General features: G+C 71.8%; 14 protein-coding genes. 6 read left to right on the forward strand and 8 right to left on the reverse strand.

Annotated elements, in window-relative coordinates:
- Positions 1 to 43: 43 nt before the first annotated feature.
- Positions 44 to 610 carry a PadR family transcriptional regulator gene (locus tag ABD286_RS11730; protein WP_344193580.1) on the forward strand — a complete coding sequence of 189 codons (567 nt, stop codon included), beginning with the start codon at positions 44 to 46 and terminating at the stop codon, positions 608 to 610.
- 9 nt (positions 611 to 619) lie between these two features.
- On the opposite strand, the gene ABD286_RS11735 is transcribed toward ABD286_RS11730, so the two are convergent.
- Positions 620 to 2,452: an ABC-F family ATP-binding cassette domain-containing protein gene (locus ABD286_RS11735; RefSeq protein ID WP_344193582.1), complete on the reverse strand. Its 1,833-nt coding sequence runs from the start codon at positions 2,450 to 2,452 to the stop codon at positions 620 to 622.
- Positions 2,452 to 3,387: a 4-(cytidine 5'-diphospho)-2-C-methyl-D-erythritol kinase gene (locus ABD286_RS11740; RefSeq protein WP_344193584.1), complete on the reverse strand. Its 936-nt coding sequence runs from the start codon at positions 3,385 to 3,387 to the stop codon at positions 2,452 to 2,454. The genes ABD286_RS11735 and ABD286_RS11740 overlap by 1 nt, the downstream gene beginning before the upstream one ends.
- A gap of 150 nt (positions 3,388 to 3,537) precedes the next feature.
- Between ABD286_RS11740 and ABD286_RS11745 the strand changes: the two genes are divergently transcribed.
- Both ABD286_RS11745 and ABD286_RS11750 read left to right on the forward strand, forming a co-directional pair.
- On the forward strand, positions 3,538 to 4,224 hold the full coding sequence (locus ABD286_RS11745) for a response regulator transcription factor (protein ID WP_344193586.1): 687 nt from the start codon (positions 3,538 to 3,540) through the stop codon (positions 4,222 to 4,224).
- Positions 4,221 to 6,752, forward strand: coding sequence for a DUF4153 domain-containing protein (locus tag ABD286_RS11750; RefSeq protein WP_344193588.1), 2,532 nt, complete (start codon positions 4,221 to 4,223; stop codon positions 6,750 to 6,752). The genes ABD286_RS11745 and ABD286_RS11750 overlap by 4 nt, the downstream gene beginning before the upstream one ends.
- Before the next feature lie 38 nt (positions 6,753 to 6,790).
- On the opposite strand, the gene rsmA is transcribed toward ABD286_RS11750, so the two are convergent.
- From rsmA to metG, 4 genes are all read right to left on the reverse strand, one after another.
- Positions 6,791 to 7,672: a 16S rRNA (adenine(1518)-N(6)/adenine(1519)-N(6))-dimethyltransferase RsmA gene (rsmA, locus tag ABD286_RS11755; RefSeq protein WP_344193590.1), complete on the reverse strand. Its 882-nt coding sequence runs from the start codon at positions 7,670 to 7,672 to the stop codon at positions 6,791 to 6,793.
- 144 nt (positions 7,673 to 7,816) lie between these two features.
- Complete coding sequence (locus ABD286_RS11760; protein ID WP_344193592.1) at positions 7,817 to 8,983, reverse strand: resuscitation-promoting factor; 1,167 nt, start codon at positions 8,981 to 8,983, stop codon at positions 7,817 to 7,819.
- A gap of 255 nt (positions 8,984 to 9,238) precedes the next feature.
- Positions 9,239 to 10,102 (reverse strand): TatD family hydrolase, encoded by an 864-nt coding sequence (locus tag ABD286_RS11765; protein WP_344193594.1) that lies wholly within the window; start codon positions 10,100 to 10,102, stop codon positions 9,239 to 9,241.
- A 14-nt stretch (positions 10,103 to 10,116) separates the two neighbouring features.
- The gene (gene metG, locus ABD286_RS11770; protein WP_344193596.1) at positions 10,117 to 11,919 is read right to left on the reverse strand and encodes a methionine--tRNA ligase; all 1,803 of its coding nucleotides are present in this window, start codon (positions 11,917 to 11,919) and stop codon (positions 10,117 to 10,119) included.
- A gap of 268 nt (positions 11,920 to 12,187) precedes the next feature.
- Between metG and ABD286_RS11775 the strand changes: the two genes are divergently transcribed.
- The 3 genes from ABD286_RS11775 (at position 12,188) to ABD286_RS11785 (ending at position 14,829) form a co-directional block, all read left to right on the forward strand.
- On the forward strand, positions 12,188 to 13,348 hold the full coding sequence (locus tag ABD286_RS11775; protein WP_344193598.1) for a cell wall-binding repeat-containing protein: 1,161 nt from the start codon (positions 12,188 to 12,190) through the stop codon (positions 13,346 to 13,348).
- Positions 13,349 to 13,427: 79 nt separating this feature from the next.
- Positions 13,428 to 14,027, forward strand: a complete 600-nt coding sequence (locus tag ABD286_RS11780) for a DUF4126 domain-containing protein (protein WP_344193600.1) — start codon at positions 13,428 to 13,430, stop codon at positions 14,025 to 14,027.
- Positions 14,028 to 14,058: 31 nt separating this feature from the next.
- Entirely contained in the window at positions 14,059 to 14,829 is a 771-nt protein-coding gene (locus ABD286_RS11785) for a CPBP family intramembrane glutamic endopeptidase (RefSeq protein WP_344193602.1), read from the forward strand.
- An 18-nt stretch (positions 14,830 to 14,847) separates the two neighbouring features.
- Here ABD286_RS11785 and ABD286_RS11790 read toward each other — a convergent pair whose 3' ends face one another.
- Together ABD286_RS11790 and rsmI are read right to left on the reverse strand one after the other, a co-directional pair.
- Positions 14,848 to 15,624 carry a hypothetical protein gene (locus ABD286_RS11790; RefSeq protein ID WP_344193604.1) on the reverse strand — a complete coding sequence of 259 codons (777 nt, stop codon included), beginning with the start codon at positions 15,622 to 15,624 and terminating at the stop codon, positions 14,848 to 14,850.
- A gap of 67 nt (positions 15,625 to 15,691) precedes the next feature.
- Complete coding sequence (rsmI, locus tag ABD286_RS11795; RefSeq protein ID WP_344193606.1) at positions 15,692 to 16,534, reverse strand: 16S rRNA (cytidine(1402)-2'-O)-methyltransferase; 843 nt, start codon at positions 16,532 to 16,534, stop codon at positions 15,692 to 15,694.
- Positions 16,535 to 16,574: the final 40 nt, after the last annotated feature.

Genomic DNA, 16,574 nt, shown 5'->3' on the forward strand with positions numbered 1-16,574 from the left:
CCGCCTCGCCGCCCAGCGCTGTTTCATATGTCAACATTGACATGTGCCCAGATCGCCGTCCACCCCCTCCGACCTCGGGTGCGCGATCCTCGGCCTCCTCGCGCGCGGGCCCCTCACGGGCTACGACCTCGCCCGCCGGATGCAGAAGCCGGTCGGCTATTTCTGGACCGCCACCCACAGCCAGATCTACCCCGAGCTCGCCCGCCTCGAACACGCCGGGCTCCTCGAGCACGAGGTCATCGAGGGGCGCGGCCCCCGCCCCACCAAGCGGTATGCCGTGACACCCGCCGGTCTCGACACCCTCCGGGAGTGGGTGGCGGGTGAGCTGGAACCGCAGCCGGTGCGGGACCTCGAGACCCTGCGGCTGTGGTCGATCTGGCTGGTGGACCCCGACGCGGCCCGCGACCTGGTGCGACAGGCCCGCACCCGGCACTACGACACCCTCGCCGCCTACGAGACCGAGCTGGCGGAGCTCGTCGACCACCCGCGCGCGCAGGACCGGACCGACCCGTGGTTCGCGAGCCGGCTGACGCTCCAGGGCGGCGTCCTCACCCGCCGCGCCGCCGTCCAGTGGTGCGACTGGATGCTCGCCGAGCTCGACCGCGCCTGAGGCGTCGGGTCAGCCGACGATCTCGGCGGCAGCCAGCCACTCCAGCTCGAGCGTCTCCCGCTCGTCGACGATCTCGCGCAGCTGGCTGTTGAGCTCGAGCACCTTGGCGTGGTCGGCGGCGGCCTCGGCCATCGCGAGGTGGATCTTGTCCTCGCGCTGCGCGAGCCGGGTCAGCTGCTTCTCGACCCGCGCCATGTCCTTGCGCGCCTCGCGCAGCTCCGCCGGGCTCGCACCCGCAGTGCCGGCCGCACCAGCGGTCGACGGCGTCGCATCGGCTCGCGCTGAGGCCGAAACTGCTTCTCTCGCAGCAGATTCGATCGCTGCGTGCCGCAGCTCGAGGTACTGGTCGACACCACCGGGCAGCTGGCGCAGCTTGCCGTCGCCGAGCAGCGCGACCTGGTGGTCGCAGGCGCGCTCGAGCAGGTACCGGTCGTGCGAGACGACGAGCAGGGTGCCGGCCCAGCCGTCGAGGACGTCCTCCAGCGAGGTCAGCGTCTCGATGTCGAGGTCGTTGGTCGGCTCGTCGAGGAGCAGCACGTTGGGCTCGTCCATGAGCAGGCGGGTCAGCTGGAGCCGACGCCGCTCCCCACCGGAGAGGTCGGAGACCCGGGTCTGCTGGCGACCGCCGGTGAACCCGAGCCGCGTGGCGAGCTGCGACGCCGAGATCTCCTTCGGCCCGAGCCGCACGTACTTGCGGACGTCCTCGATCGCCTCGATGACACGCCAGTCGGCATACCGCTCCAGCTCCCTGACCTCCTGCGAGAGGTAGGCCAGGCGCACCGTGATCCCCTGCTTGCGCTTGCCCGAGGCCAGCGGGAGCTGGCCGGCGATGGCACGCAGGAGCGTCGACTTGCCCGCGCCGTTGACGCCGACGATGCCGATCCGCTCGCCCGGAGCGAGGTGCCACGTCAGGCGGTCGAGCAGCACGCGGTCGCCGAGGGCGACGGTGGCGTCGATCAGGTCGACGACGTCCTTGCCGAGGCGGGTCGTCGCGAACCTCAGCAGCTCGACGTCGTCGCGCGGAGGCGGCTCGTCGGCGATGAGGGTGTTGGCCGCATCGATGCGGAACTTGGGCTTGGACGTCCGGGCCGGCGGGCCGCGGCGCAGCCAGGCGAGCTCCTTGCGGAGCAGGTTGTCGCGCCGCTCGGCGGTCACCTGCGCCATCCGCTCGCGCTCGGCCTTGGCGAGGACGTATGCCGCGTAGCCGCCCTCGAACGCGTTGACCGTCCCGTCGACGACCTCCCAGGTGTTGGTGGCGATCGCGTCGAGGAACCATCGGTCGTGGGTGATGGCGACGACGGCGTTGTCCGGCCGCGCCCGGTGCCGCACGAGGTGCTCGGCCAGCCACGCGACCCCCTCGACGTCGAGGTGGTTGGTCGGTTCGTCGAGGAACAGGACGGTCGGGTCCTGCACGAGCAGCCGCGCCAGCGCCAGGCGCCGACGCTCGCCACCGGACATCGGCCCGATCAGCGCGTCGAAGCCGCCGACCGACTGGGCGTCGATGCCACCGAGCAGCCCGGTGAGGACGTCGCGGATGCGGGCGTCGCCGGCCCACACGTGCTCGGCGAGGTCGCCGAGGACGACCTCGCGGACCGTCGAGGAGGGGTCGAGGACGTCCTCCTGGGCGAGCACGCCGACGCTCGAGACGCCTGCGCGGGTCACCCGGCCCGAGTCGACCTCGCGGTGACCGGCCAGCACTCGCAGGAGGGTCGTCTTGCCACCGCCGTTGCGGCCGACGATGCCGATGCGGTCGCCGCCGAGCACGCCGAGGGAGACCTCGTCGAGCACCTGGGCGGTGCCGAGGGCCAGGGAGGCGCGCTCGACACTGATGAGGTTCGCCATCAGCCGGGCCGCGGTCCGCTGATCTCGTGGGCGCCGTGGGCAGGGCCCGTGGCACGCCGGACGTCCTGCACCGCGCCGGAAGCGGTCAGCGACACCGCGAGGTCGAGGGCCGCCTCGTTGTTCTCGACGACGAACGCGACCGTCGGGCCGGAGCCGGACACGACCCCGCCGAGGGCGCCGAACTCCAGCCCCGCATCGAGCACGTCCCCGAGCGCCGGCATCAGGGAGATCGCGGCGGCCTGGAGGTCGTTCTGGAGCGCCTCACCGAGGGCGCGGGGGTCGCCGGAGCGCAGCGCCTGCATCATCTGCGGGCTCGACGACGGGTGCTTGACCGGCGTCTCGCCGCGCAGGCGGTCGCACTCGGCGTACACGGCCGGGGTCGACAGTCCGGTCTCGCTCAGGGCGAAGACCCAGTGGAAGCTGCCACGGGCCAGCACCGGGGCCAGGACCTCCCCGCGACCAGAACCCATCGAGGTCCCGCCGGACAGCAGGAACGGCACGTCGCTGCCGAGCTCGGCGGCGATCTCCTCGAGCTCGGTCCGCGGCAGGGCCAGTCCCCACAACCGGTCGCACGCGACGAGGGCAGCAGCGGCATCGGCCGAGCCACCCGCCATACCGCCCATCACGGGGATGTCCTTGCGGATGCTCACGTGCACGGGCTCCCGCACCTCGCCGACCTCGGCGAGCATGCGCGCGGCGCGCAACGCGAGGTTGCTCTCGTCGACGGGCACCCCGAGGGACTGCGGGCCCGAGACACCCACACCCCAGTCGTCGGCACCGACGACGGTGACCTCGTCGTAGAGGCTGACCGCGTGGTAGACGGTCGCCAACGGGTGGTAGCCGTCCTCGCGGGGAGCGCCCACCAGCAGCTCGAGGTTGACCTTGGCCGGGACCCGCACCGTCACGGACGACGGCATCACGGCGGCGGAGGACATGCCCGCAACCCTAACGGGGTCGGGCGCACCGCGCGGATCTGCGCATCCGCAGGGCATCCGCACGGGCGCGCAGGCGCGCGCCCACACATCTGCACAGAACCTTCACACGATCTCCGCCGCCCCTCCTCGTGCCCCTCCTACGCTCGAACCGTGAGCCACCCACCCAAGGTCCTGGTCGTCGAGGACGAGCCGACGATCGCCGACGCGATCACCGCGCGGTTGCTCGCCGAGGGCTTCGACGCCCAGCAGGTGCACGACGGACTGGTCGCCCTCGACCGCGCGGCGCAGTGGGACCCCGACCTCGTCGTCCTCGACATCATGCTGCCCGGGCTCGACGGCCTCGAGGTCTGCCGGCGCCTCCAGGCCACGCGGGCGGTGCCCGTCCTCATGCTCACCGCCCGCGACGACGAGACGGACCTGCTCGTCGGGCTCGGGATCGGCGCCGACGACTACATGACCAAGCCGTTCTCGATGCGCGAGCTCGTCGCCCGGCTGCGTGTCCTCCTGCGCCGGGTCGAGCGGGCCGCCGAGGCCCACGCCCCCGCCCCGACCGTCGTGGTGGACTGCCTGCGCATCGACGGAGCCCAGCGGCGGGTCTGGGCGGCCGGGACCGAGGTGCACCTCACGCCCACGGAGTTCGACCTGCTGGTCTGCCTCGCCGCCCGCCCGGGGACGGTGCTGTCCCGTGAGGCCCTCCTCGCCGAGGTGTGGGGCTGGGCCGACGCGTCCGGCACACGCACCGTCGACAGCCACGTGAAGTCGTTGCGCCGCAAGCTCGGCGCCGACCGCGTCCGCACCGTCCACGGCGTCGGGTACGCCCTCGAGGTCCGGTCGTGAACTACGACCTGCGGCCCCTCGACCGCGCCCGCTCCATCAAGACCAAGCTCGGCCTGCTCGTCGCGGTGACGATCGCGGTCGCCTCGGTCCTCGCCGTGGTCGGCACCCGCCTCGGCCTGTCGCCGTGGGCGACCGTGCCCGTGGCCGTGGCCGCAGCCCTGGTCGTCACCCAGCTGCTCGCCCGCGGGATGACCTCCCCGCTGCGGGAGATGACCGTGGCAGCGCAGCGTATGGCGCAGGGCGACTACTCCCAGCGCGTCCGCGCCACCTCGGGCGACGAGGTCGGCGAGCTGGCCCGCGCGTTCAACCGCATGTCCGCCACGCTGGAGCTCGTCGACCGGCACCGCCGCGACCTCGTCGCGAACGTCTCGCACGAGCTGCGCACCCCGATCTCGGCGCTGCAGGCCGTGCTCGAGAACCTTGCCGACGGCGTCTCCCAACCGGGCCCCGACGAGCTGCGGTCCGCCCTGGCCCAGACCGAACGCCTCGGACGCCTCGTGGGCGACCTGCTCGACCTGTCGCGGGTCGAGGAGGGCGTCACGCCCCTGGCCGTCACGACGGTCGACCTCGCCGACCTGCTCGACGACGCCGTCGCCCAGGCCCGCGTGGACGCGCTGCGCTACTCCGTCGTCGTCTCGCCGCCCGGCCTGGCCATCACCGCAGACCCCGACCGGCTGCACCAGCTCCTCGCGAACCTCCTCGACAACGCCGCCCGACACAGCCCTGCCGACGGCGAGATCCGCGTCGCCGCGACCCGGGACGGCGAGCTGGTGCGCCTCGACGTCGCCGACGACGGCCCGGGGATCGCTCCCGCCGAGCGCGGGCTGGTGTTCGAGCGGTTCACGACGAGCTCCACCCAGAGCAGCGGCACCGGGCTGGGACTGGCGATCTCGCGCTGGGTCGTCCAGCTCCACGGCGGCACCATCGCCGTCGCCGACAGCGACCACGGCTGCCGCATCCAGGTCCTCCTGCCCACCGACCCGACCCGACCGTCCCTGACCAAGGAGCCCGTCATGAGCACCCTGACCCCGCCGGCCCCTCCGGCTGCCCCGCCGCCGTCGGCTCCCGCCCGCGACACCCTCGAGTCGTACTGGCCGGACGACCACCACCGGCGTCCCGGGCTGGTCGGAGCCGCGGCGCTCGTCGGTGTCGTGGCGGCCCTGGTGCTGCCCGACCGCCGGGCTGGGCTGGGCACCGCCCTCGTCTTTGCCGCCATCTGCGGCGTCGTCCTCGCCACCCGCCTGCGACGCCGCGAGGGACGCCGGTGGGCCTGGCCCGACCTGGCCGACGTCGCGCTCGTCGTTCTCCTGCTGCTCACCCTCGTGCTGCGCGACGCCGCGTGGATCACCGTCCTGTGCCTCCTGGCCGCCCTGGCCCTCGTCGCCGTCGGCTCCACGCGCGCCACGTCGGTCCTCGGCACGATCGGCTCCGCCGCAGCCGTGCCGCTCGCGGCCCTGCGCGGCCTGCCCTGGCTGGGCCGCACCCTGCGACCCCGACACGGCACCCAGAGCTGGCTGCCGGCCGTGCGGACCGCACTGCTCTCCGCCGTCCTGCTGCTCGTCTTCGGGGCGCTGTTCGCCTCCGCCGACGCCCTGTTCGCCTCGTGGGTCGACGCGATCACCCCGGACATCACCTGGAACGACCTGCCCGCCCGCGCCGTGCTCGCCCTGTTCATCGCGTCCGGGACCCTCGCGGCCGCCTACGTCGGGCTGACCCGACCCGCCGTGGACCGCCTGCAACCGCGGCTGCGCCCGAGCCGGCGCGACTTCGAGTGGCTGGCGCCCATCGGCGTGGTCAACGCCGTCTTCGCCGCCTTCCTCGTGGCCCAGGCAACAGCGCTGTTCGGCGGCCACGACTACCTCCAGCGGACGACCGGGCTCACCTACGCCGACTACGTCCACGAGGGTTTCGGCCAGCTCACCGCTGCCACCGTGCTCACCCTCACGGTCGTCGCGTGGGCGAGCCACAAGGCCCCACCCTCGCGACGACGGGATGTCGCCCTCGGTGCGCTCTGCCTGATGACCATCGTCGTGGTCGTCTCCGCGCTGCACCGGATGAGCCTGTACGAGGAGGCCTACGGCTTCACCCGGCTGCGCCTGCTCGTCACCGTCTTCGAGGGCTGGCTCGGCGTGGTCGTCGTGCTCGTCCTCGTCGCCGGGGTCATCGGCGGCCGCCGCTGGCTCGTCCCGGTCGCGGTCCGCGCGGGCGCCCTCGGACTGCTCGGTCTCGCCCTGGTCAACCCCGACCTCTACATCGCCGAGCACAACCTGTCGCGCACCCAGGCCACCACGCCGGTGGACTACGCCTACCTCGGGAGCCTGTCCGCGGACGCCCTCCCGGCGATCGTGGCCTTGCCGGACGCCGAGTTCTCCTGCGCCATCGACGGCCTGGAGGCGCCGGGCGGCGGGGACTGGCTCGAATGGAACCTCTCCCGCCACAGGGCGGCGGACCAGCTCGCCGAGCGCACCTCGTCAGGCGTCACCTCGGGGACCGCGCCCTCAACAGGCACCTGCTCCACGACACCCTGAGCCCGCGGCAGTCCATCGCTGCCCCGCGGAACGGTCCGTCAGTCGCCCGGCGTCGTCGGTCCGAGGGCGGCACGGGCGGCGGCGATCGCGGCGAACTCGTCGATGCCGAGCTGCTCCCCCCGGGTCCGCGGGTCGACGCCTGCCGCCCGCAGGCACTCCTCGGCGCGAGGGGCCGAGCCCGCCCACCCGCTCAGCGCCGCCCGCAGCGTCTTGCGGCGTTGGGCGAAGGCTGCGTCGATGCACGTGAAGGTGTCGCGCCGGGAGGCGTCGGTGGAGGGGGCCGGCCGCCGTTCCAGCAGCACCAGCCCGGACTCGACGTTCGGGACCGGCCAGAAGACGCTGCGGGGCACCGTCCCCGCGAGCCGCACCGCGGCATACCAGGCCGCCTTGACGCTCGGCACGCCGTAGGCCTTGGACCCCGGGGCCGCGGCGAGCCGCTCCGCGACCTCGAGCTGCACCATGACGAGCACCCGCTCGATCGAGGGGAAGAGCTCGAGGAAGTTCAGCACCACCGGCACCGACACGTTGTAGGGGAGGTTCGCGACCAGGGCCGTGGGCTGGGGGTCGGGCAGCTCCCGCACCTGCATCGCGTCCGCCTGCACCAGGGTCAGCCGGTCCGCGTATGCCGGCGCGAGCCGGCCCACCGTGCCGGGCAGCGCCTGCGCGAGGGTCGGGTCCACCTCGACGGCCGTCACGTGCCCCACCTCGGGGAGCAGGGCCAGGGTCAGCGAACCCAGGCCGGGGCCGACCTCGACCACGACGTCGTCCTGCCCCACCCCGGCGAGCCGCACGATGCGCTTGACCGTGTTGGCGTCGACGACGAAGTTCTGGCCCCACTGCTTGGTCGGCCGCATGCCGAGCCCGGCGGCGATCTCACGGATCTGGGCGGCCCCGAGGTACCCGCTGCTCTGCTCCGCCATGGCGAGAACTCTAGGGGAGGTCGCCCCCTGCCCCGATCCGCGGCGTGCTGCCGACCAGCCCACGACGGGACGGCACACGACAGCGCCCCCGACCAGGAGGTCGGGGGCGCTGTCGACGACGCGGTCGACGCGTCGGAGCTGCGGTCAGGCTGCGTGGGCGCAGCCCCAGGGGCCGAGGCCCGCCTTGGCGTAGTAGCGGTTGGCCACGGTGATCTGCTCCGCCCGCGAGGCCAGGTCGGGACGCGACGCGAAGTCGTCGCCACCGTTGGCCATCCAGGAGGAGATGTCGAACTGCAGGCCGCCGTAGTAGCCGTTGCCGGTGTTGATCGACCAGTTGCCGGTCGACTCGCACTGCGCGATGCGGTCCCACATCGCGGCGTTCGACAGGTTGATGCCGGCACCGGAGGTGTTGCCCGAGCTGCGGGTGGGGGCGGGGGCGGGGGCGGGACGCGACTTGGTGCCGACGGCGACGACCTTGGCGACCGCCTTGTCGGTGACGACGGTGGAGAGCTTCTTCTTGCTCTCGACCTTGCCGTCGACCTTGGTGACGCGCCAGGTGGTGACCTTGGCTCCGGCCGAACCAGCCTTGAGCACCTTGGTCTGACCCTTGTAGAGGCTCGAGTCGTTCTTCTGCGTCACCGGGGCGGCGATGGCCTCGGTCGACTTCATCGACGACGTCGAGACGCGCAGGACGGCGATCTTCAGGCCCTTGGTGATGGCCTTCGTGGAGGTCGGGGAGACCCGGTCGTCGGAGTCCACCTTCACGCCGAGCTCCTTGAGCGCGGCACCGACCGTGGTGGCCGTGGTGGTCTCGGCGAGGTTCTTGCCGTCCACGCGGACGACGACGTCCTTCGGGGTCGTCACGGAGAGCGCCAGGCCCTCACGGCCCAGGCTCATCGAACGTGACGCGGAGAGCTTGGCGGAGTCGGCGCGGATGCCGAGCTCCTGCAGGGCCGCGTCGACCGTGGTCGCCGTGGTCCAGTAGTCACGCGTGGCGCCGTCGACGGTCACGGTGAGCTTGCGTCCGTAGCGGACGACGATCTTCTGCCCGTCGGACACCTTGGCGTCCGGGGCCGGCACGACGACGTCGTGCTCCTTGATGGTGATGTCCTGCTTCTCCAGGACGTCACCCACCGTGCCGCCGAAGGCGCGGACGGTGGAGGTCTTGCCGTCGACCGAGACGGTGACGGACTTGTCGAGGTGCGAGACGCCAACGGCTCCGGCGACGAGGGACGTCACCACCGCGGCTTGGGCGATACGCCGAACGGGACGGGTGATCACAATGCTCCAGTGGTCGATCTCCCCGGGCATCGGTGAGGGTGTCGCGCCCTGCCGGCAGGGGGTCCTCCGGCAAAGAAAGAGGGGCGCTCCGGGCCGCCGGTTCTCGACGGAATGAGCACCCCCGCTCGCGTCACCCGGGGGTCCGACCCCGGCCAACAGTCATCAACCATGACCGGCGACGCGCCAAAGGTCAACTTTTGATAACGGAACCTTCATCCTTTGGCCAAGGACATGCGGGACAGCTGTCACAGGAGTACCACGCCCGCAAGACACCCCGGTTGCGCCTCACCAGGGGCCGTAGACCGCCTCAGAGGTGTCGCTCAGCGACTGGCACAGGGTCGGCACCGCGACCCCCAGCACCCCCGCCATCGCGCGGACCGTGAGGGGCACGAGGTACGGCGCGTTCGTCGCCCCGCGCCACGGGGCGGGGGTGAGGTACGGGGCGTCGGTCTCGACCAGCAACCGGTCCAGCGGGGTCACCGCCAGGGCGTCGCGCAGGCCCTTGGCGTTCTTGAACGTCACGGTCCCGGCGAAGGACAGGTAGTAGCCGCGCTCGGCACACTCACGCGCCATCGCCATGTCCCCGGAGAAGCAGTGCAGCACCGTCGTCTCCGGGGCACCCTCCTCGGCGAGGATGCGCAGCACGTCGTCGTGCGCGTCGCGGTCGTGGATCTGCAGGGCACGACCCGTGCGCTTCGCGAGGTCGATGTGCCAGCGGAACGAATCCTGTTGCACCCCAACGCCCTCGGGACCGGTGCGGTAGTAGTCCAGACCCGTCTCCCCGATCACGCGGACACGGGGGTGCGCGGCCAGCTCCTCGATCTCCGCGTATGCCGCCGCGAGCTCACCGCGCTCGGCCAGGCGAGGGACCTCGTTGGGGTGCAGGGCCACCCCGCCGAGCATCGCCGGGTGCTGGTCGATGACGTCCACCGTGAAGCGCGCGCCCGGCAGGTCGCAGCCGATCTGCACCATCCGGTCCACCCCCACGGCAGCCGCCGCGGCGACCGCGGCGGCGACGTCCGGGGCGTCCTCGCCGTCCCGCGCGATGTCGAGGTGGGTGTGGTTGTCGACCACCGGGATGGGCAGCGGGTCGGGCGCGGTCGGCACCCGACCGTGACCACTGCGGGAGGACGTCTCCGGCGGCGTCATGTGGTCCCGCCCGGTCAGCTCTGCTCGAGCCGGGCGAGCTCGTCCTCGACCACCGACTCGTCGAGCTTGGTGAAGACCGGTGTGGGCTTGGTCACACCCGCCCCGACACGCACCGGACGGGACTCCCAGCGCGGCGTCGAGGTGTACTCGCCGGTGACGATCGGGTAGCTGCGCCCCTCGTCGCCGGCGTCGAGACCGGCCACGTCCTGCACCGCCGGCATGGGCATGAACGCACCCTCGCCACCGATGGCCAGGTGCACGGCGTTCGAGGAGTGCGGCAGGAACGGGCTCATCACCGTGTTGAGGTCGCTGACGCACTGCACCAGCGTGTGCAGCACCGTCGCGAGGCGGACCCGCTGGTCCTCACCCTTGAGCTTGAAGGGCTCGGTGTCGGTGACGTACTTGTTGACCTCACCGACCGTGCGCATCGCCTCGGCGACCGCCTGCTTGATCCGCTGGCGGGCCAGCAGGTCGCCGACGGTGCCGAAGGACGCGAGCACCTTGGCACGCACCGCCTCGTCGACCGGCTCGAGCGGACCCGGTTCCGGGACCTCGCCGAAGTTCTTGGCGACCATCGCCGCGGTGCGGTTGACGAGGTTGCCCCAGCCCGCGACCAGCTCGGAGTTGTTGCGCTGCACGAACTCGGCCCAGGTGAAGTTGGAGTCCTGGTTCTCCGGGCCGGCCGCACAGATGAAGTAGCGGATCGCGTCGGGGCCGTAGCGCTCGAGCACGTCGCGGATGCGGATGACGTAGCCGCGCGAGGTGGAGAACTGCTTGCCCTCCATCGTGAGGTACTCGCTCGACACGACCTCGGTGGGCAGGTTGAGCTCGCCGAACGCGCCGGGCTCCCCACCCTTGCTGCCGCGACCGGCATACCCGAGGAGCTCGGCCGGCCAGATCTGGGAGTGGAAGGTGATGTTGTCCTTGCCCATGAAGTAGTAGGACACGGCCTCGGGGTCGTTCCACCACTCGCGCCAGCGCTCGGGCTCGCCGAGGCGACGGGCCCACTCCACCGAGGCGGAGAGGTAGCCGATGACGGCGTCGAACCACACGTAGAGCCGCTTCGTCGGCTGGTCGCTCCAGCCCTCGAGCGGCACCGGGATGCCCCAGTCGATGTCGCGGGTCATCGCCCGCGGACGGATGTCGTCAAGGATGTTGAGGCTGAACTTGATGACGTTGGGGCGCCACGTGCCACTCGCCTCGCGCCCCTCGAGCCAATCGCGCAGCGCGTCGGCGAGGGCGGGGAGGTCGAGGAAGAAGTGCTGGGTCTCGATGAACTCCGGCGTCTCGCCGTTGACCTTCGACCGCGGGTCGATGAGCTCGGTCGGGTCGAGCTGGTTGCCGCAGTTGTCGCACTGGTCCCCGCGCGCCTCGGGGTAGGAGCAGATCGGGCAGGTGCCCTCGATGTAGCGGTCGGGCAGCGTACGGCCCGTGGACGGGGAGATGGCGCCACGGGTCGTCTGCTCGACCATGTAGCCGTTCTTCCAGACCTGGGTGAACAGCTCCTGCGCGACCGAGTAGTGGTTGGCGGTCGTGGTGCGCGTGTAGAGGTCGTAGGAGCAGCCGAGGTCGGCGAGCTCGTGGGCGATGATCGCGTGGTTGCGGTCGACGAGATCGCGCGCACTCACACCCTCCTGGTCGGCGAGGACGAGGATCGGCGTGCCGTGCTCGTCGGAGCCACTGACCATGAGCACGTCGTGACCGGCCATCCGCATGTAGCGGCTGAACACGTCGGAGGGCACGGCGAACCCGGCCACGTGGCCGAGGTGCCGCGGGCCGTTGGCGTACGGCCAGGCGACGGCGGACAGGACCTTCATGCGGCGACGACCTCGGTGCCCGGGCGGCGCAGGAGCGCGGCCGGGAGGGCGCGGGAGCATGAGACGACGGTTGCGGTGCTCACACCCGAATCCTAGGGGGCGGGGCCGGGCACACTCCCTGCTCCCCTGTGCGGCGCCATACCAGCCGTTGCCTCGTGTTCTTCCCGGTGGTCACAAATATTGCCGGTTATGCCTTACTTCGACGGGACGCAGGACTTACTGTGAGCGCGTGCGGCGGGGAGATGCCGCCTTTCCAGAGAGAAGAGACATGGCCAACCGTCTGCCCAAGGCTGCCGCGATCGTCGCAGCACTCATCGCCGTCCCGCTCGGAGCAGGTGCCGCGACCGCGGCCCCCGTCACCAAGCCAACCCCCTCGACCATCGAGTCTGCTTCCGAGGCCAAGGCCTTCGCGAAGCGCCTGCACGAGCGCTCGACCCCCCGCGTCTCCGCCAAGCGTGCCCCGCAGGCGCTCGCTGCCGCTGAGATGGCACGCCTCGCCGGCGCCGACCGCTACGCCACCTCTGTCGCGGTGTCCCGCGCGAGCTACGACGACAAGCAGCTCCTCGGCGGCACCGTCGTCGTCGCGTCCGGCACGGACTTCCCCGACGCCCTCGCCGGTGGCCCTGCCGCCGCCGGCATCGGTGGCCCGCTCCTGCTCGTCCCGGCGTCGGGCAAGGTCCCGGCCTCGGTGATGAACGAGATCGTCCGCCTCGGTGTCGAGTCCATCGTCGTCATGGGTGGCACGGGCGCGGTCAGCGAGGGCATCGAGGACCAGCTCGCCGCCATCGACGGCGTCGAGTTCGTCGACCGCCTGTTCGGTGAGGACCGCTTCGAGACGGCCGCGTTCGCGTCCTACTTCACGTGGCAGTTCGACGAGTCCGACCCCGACGCGGAGCCCACCCCGCCGTCGGTCGTCTACGTCTCCAGCGGCAAGACCTTCGCGGACGCCCTCGCCGGTGGCGCGGCCGGCGCGATCGCCGGGGCCCCGCTCCTGCTCACCAACCCCGCCGGCCTCCCGGACGTCACGTCGTTCGCCCTCGAGGACACCAACCCGACCGAGGTCCGCATCCTCGGTGGCACCGGCGCCGTCTCCGGCAAGGTGGCGACGCAGATCCGCGCGGCCCTGCCGAACACGAAGATCACCCGCCTCGGTGGCGCCGACCGCTTCGGCACCGCGGCGCTGACGTCGCAGAACCTGGGCCTGCCGACGCGTGGGGCCGTCATGATCGCCAACGGGACCACCTTCCCGGACGCCCTGTCCGCGTCGACCTCGTCGGCCGTCATCGGCGCACCCCTGCTGCTCGTCAAGCAGAACTGCCAGCCGGCGGCGACCCGCGCCGAGATCATGCGCCTCGACGCCTCCCTGGTCCGGGCCATCGGCGGCGCTGCCGTCGTGTCCGACGCCACGCTCGCCGGGAAGGCCTGCTGACCCGGCAGACACCACCTCGCACCACCAAGAAGGGCCCGGCAGCCGTCACGGCTGCCGGGCCCTTCGGCCAAGGAGACCGATGATCGCCGCACTGACCGGCGCAGGGCTGTCCGCCGCGGCAGGCCTCAACGCCTACATCCCGTTCCTGCTCGTGGCCCTGGTCGCGCGGTTCAGCGACGTCATCACGTTGCCGCAGTCGTACGCCTGGATCGAGTCGTGGTGGGCCATCGGCGTCGGCGCCGTGCTGCTGCTCACCGAGGTCGTCCTCGACAAGATCCCGGCTGTCGACACGGTCAACGACGCGGTGCAGACGTTCATCCGCCCGAGCATGGGCGGCCTGGTCTTCGCCGCCACCTCGGCCGCCGAGGAGGTCGACCGATCCACGTGGGTGACCGAGCACCCCTGGGTCGGCATCGTCCTCGGCGTCGTCGTGTCGGGACTGGTGCACACCGGGAAGACGGCCGCGCGCCCGGCGATCAACGCGGGGACGCTGGGTTTCGGCGCCCCCGTCGCGTCGACGGTCGAGGACGGCGCCTCGATCGGGATGAGCCTGGTCGCCGTGTTCCTGCCGGTCCTGGTCATCGTCCTGCTGGTCGCGCTGGCCGTCCTGCTGCTCTGGCTCTGGCGGGTGTCCCGCCGCCGACGGCGCCGCCGCGACCAGCGCCGTGCCCTCGCATGAGTCGTTCAGGGTTCGCGGACAGACTGGTCCCATGACGCTCGCCCCCACCCCGTTGTCGCGCCGTTCGCTGGTCACCGAGACGGTGCTCGTCCTCGGCGTGAGCCTGGGCGCGTCGGCCGTCTGGTCACTGCTGTCCATCGTCAACAAGCTCACCCAGCAGCGGGCGCTCAACCAGCAGACCACCGCGATGAACTCCTCGGTCACCCCCGACCGACCGTGGCTCGACCTCGCCTACCAGCTCGTGGGCATCGTCATCGCCCTCGTCCCGGTCGCCCTTGCCCTGCACCTGCTGCGCCGCGACCGCGCGGATGCCACCCGCGCCATCGGTGCCGACCTGCGCCAGCCCGGGCGCGACCTCGGACGCGGACTGCTCCTCGCCGCAGCCGTGGGGCTTCCCGGCCTGGCCCTGTATGCCGCCGCCAAGGCCTTCGGCCTCAACACCACCATCGCGGCCGCGAACCTTTCCGACCACTGGTGGACGGTCCCGGTCCTCGTCCTCGCAGCCGTGCAGAACGCGGTGCTCGAGGAGGTCATCATGGTCGGCTACCTCTTCACCCGGTGGCGCCAGGCCGGGTGGTCGGTGCCGGCCGTGATCGTCACGTCAGCCGTGATCCGGGGCTCGTACCACCTCTACCAGGGCTTCGGCGGCTTCGTCGGCAACATCGCGATGGGCCTGCTGTTCGGCTGGATCTACACCCGCACCAAGCGCGTCGGGCCGCTCGTCGTCGCGCACACCGTGCTCGACGTCGTCGCGTTCGTGGGCTACGCGCTGCTCAAGAACCACCTGTCCTGGCTGACCTGACCCGTCCGGGGGAGCCGCCTACTTGGGCAGCTCGATGATCTTCGACTTCGCCGGCGCCTCGAGGGCCGGGACCTTGTCCCACTCGCTGAAGTCGAGCTTGCCCGGGCTCTCCTTGGTGCCCTCGATCCGCAGCAGCGTCGCCTTCTCGTCCGCGGACACGATCAGCGCCGCGCCGTCGCCACCGACCTTCTCGGTGATCTTCCAGGCGTCCGCGCCGTCGACCGTCGTCTTCTCGACCGTCGCGTTGGCGCTCTGGAGCACCGACAGCCCCTTGTCCTCGAACATCTCGGTGAGCAGGCTCTTCAACGTCAGGTCGCCGAACTCCTTGGCCTGGGCGTCCGGCAGCACGACGAACCTGCCCTGCAGGTTCTTGGCCAGGTCGGCCCCCACCTGGTCGGCCCAGAACTCCTCCGTCGCCGAGAGGTAGTTCTGGCCGCCCACGGTGACGATGGTGACCTTGGAGTCGCCACCCTCGCTGAGCTCGAGGCTCTGGTTCTTCCCGTCGACGGTGCCGGCGAGGTCGATGACGAGCTTCTTGCCCTCGTTGGTCATCTCGCCGACGATGTGCGCGCTCTTGGAGGCCAGCGCCGTGGCCCTGGCCTTGGTGTAGAGCTCCGAGGCCGACGGCGCCTTGGCCTCGGTCGTGGCGCTGCTCGAGGACGAGCTCGACGTCGACGAGCTCGCAGCGGCAGCCGGCTCCTCCTCGGAACCGCAGCCGGCGAGCGCCAGCGCGACCGTCAACGGCAGGACACCGGCCACCAGAGCACGACCGGCACGGCAAGGACGATGGGACATGGCGAACCTCCGCACGATGGGAGGCGCCCCTTCCGCGTCCCCGGTGGGCGGCACCATACTCCCGAAATCAGGTCAGGCGCAGATATCCGTCATAGAGGGACTTCTTGGACAGACCGGTGGTCGCCGCGACGTCGGCGCAGACGTCCTTGAGCCGCTCCCCTGCGGCGACGCGCTCCCGTATGGCGGGCAGGGCCTCCTCGAGGGTGCTCACCTTCGCCGGCGCCCCGGCGACGACCACCGTGATCTCGCCGCGCACACCGTCGGCGGCCCAGTCAGCGAGCTCACCGAGGCCACCGCGGCGGACCTCCTCGTAGGTCTTGGTCAGCTCACGGCACACCGCCGCCCGCCGGTCCGGCCCCCAGGCGTCGGCCATCGCGCGCAGGCTCACCTCGATGCGGTGCGGCGCCTCGAAGAAGACCATCGTCCGGCGCTCGTCGACGAGGGCGGCGAGGGTGCGGGCACGCTCACCACCCTTGCGTGGGAGGAACCCCTCGAAGCAGAACCGGTCGACCGGCAGTCCCGAGACCGCGAGCGCCATGAGCACCGCGCTGGGGCCGGGCACGCAGGTGACCTTGATGCCGGCGGCGACGGCGGCGTCGACCAGTCGGTACCCCGGGTCCGACACGGACGGCATACCGGCATCGGTCACGACGACCACGCGCTCGCCGGCGCGCAGGCGCTCGACGAGGTCCGGGGTCCGGGACGCCTCGTTGTGCTCGTGGTAGCTGAGGACCGACCCGCCGGGGGTCACGCCGAGGTCGGCGCACAGACGGCGCAGGCGACGGGTGTCCTCGGCCGCCACGACGTCGGCGCCGGTGATCTCCTGCGACAAACGCGGTGCGGCGTCACGGGGGTCGCCGATGGGTGTCGCCGCGAGGACGAGGACTCCTGCCTTCGGCTGTGGTTCCACGGGTGTCATCCTGTCAGGCCCGGTGTGCATACGATGGCGC

This window comes from Pedococcus aerophilus (genome assembly GCF_039532215.1).
Taxonomy (GTDB): Bacteria; Actinomycetota; Actinomycetes; order Actinomycetales; family Dermatophilaceae; genus Pedococcus; species Pedococcus aerophilus.

Coding starts and splice junctions, on each gene's coding strand:
- ABD286_RS11735 (WP_344193582.1), bottom strand. CDS start 2,452: ATGGCGAACCTCATCAGTGTCGAGCGCGCCTCCCTGGCCCTCGGCACC.
- ABD286_RS11740 (WP_344193584.1), bottom strand. CDS start 3,387: ATGTCCTCCGCCGCCGTGATGCCGTCGTCCGTGACGGTGCGGGTCCCG.
- rsmA (WP_344193590.1), bottom strand. CDS start 7,672: ATGGCGGAGCAGAGCAGCGGGTACCTCGGGGCCGCCCAGATCCGTGAG.
- ABD286_RS11760 (WP_344193592.1), bottom strand. CDS start 8,983: ATGCCCGGGGAGATCGACCACTGGAGCATTGTGATCACCCGTCCCGTT.
- ABD286_RS11765 (WP_344193594.1), bottom strand. CDS start 10,102: ATGACGCCGCCGGAGACGTCCTCCCGCAGTGGTCACGGTCGGGTGCCG.
- metG (WP_344193596.1), bottom strand. CDS start 11,919: ATGAAGGTCCTGTCCGCCGTCGCCTGGCCGTACGCCAACGGCCCGCGG.
- ABD286_RS11775 (WP_344193598.1), top strand. CDS start 12,188: ATGGCCAACCGTCTGCCCAAGGCTGCCGCGATCGTCGCAGCACTCATC.
- ABD286_RS11780 (WP_344193600.1), top strand. CDS start 13,428: ATGATCGCCGCACTGACCGGCGCAGGGCTGTCCGCCGCGGCAGGCCTC.
- ABD286_RS11785 (WP_344193602.1), top strand. CDS start 14,059: ATGACGCTCGCCCCCACCCCGTTGTCGCGCCGTTCGCTGGTCACCGAG.
- ABD286_RS11790 (WP_344193604.1), bottom strand. CDS start 15,624: ATGTCCCATCGTCCTTGCCGTGCCGGTCGTGCTCTGGTGGCCGGTGTC.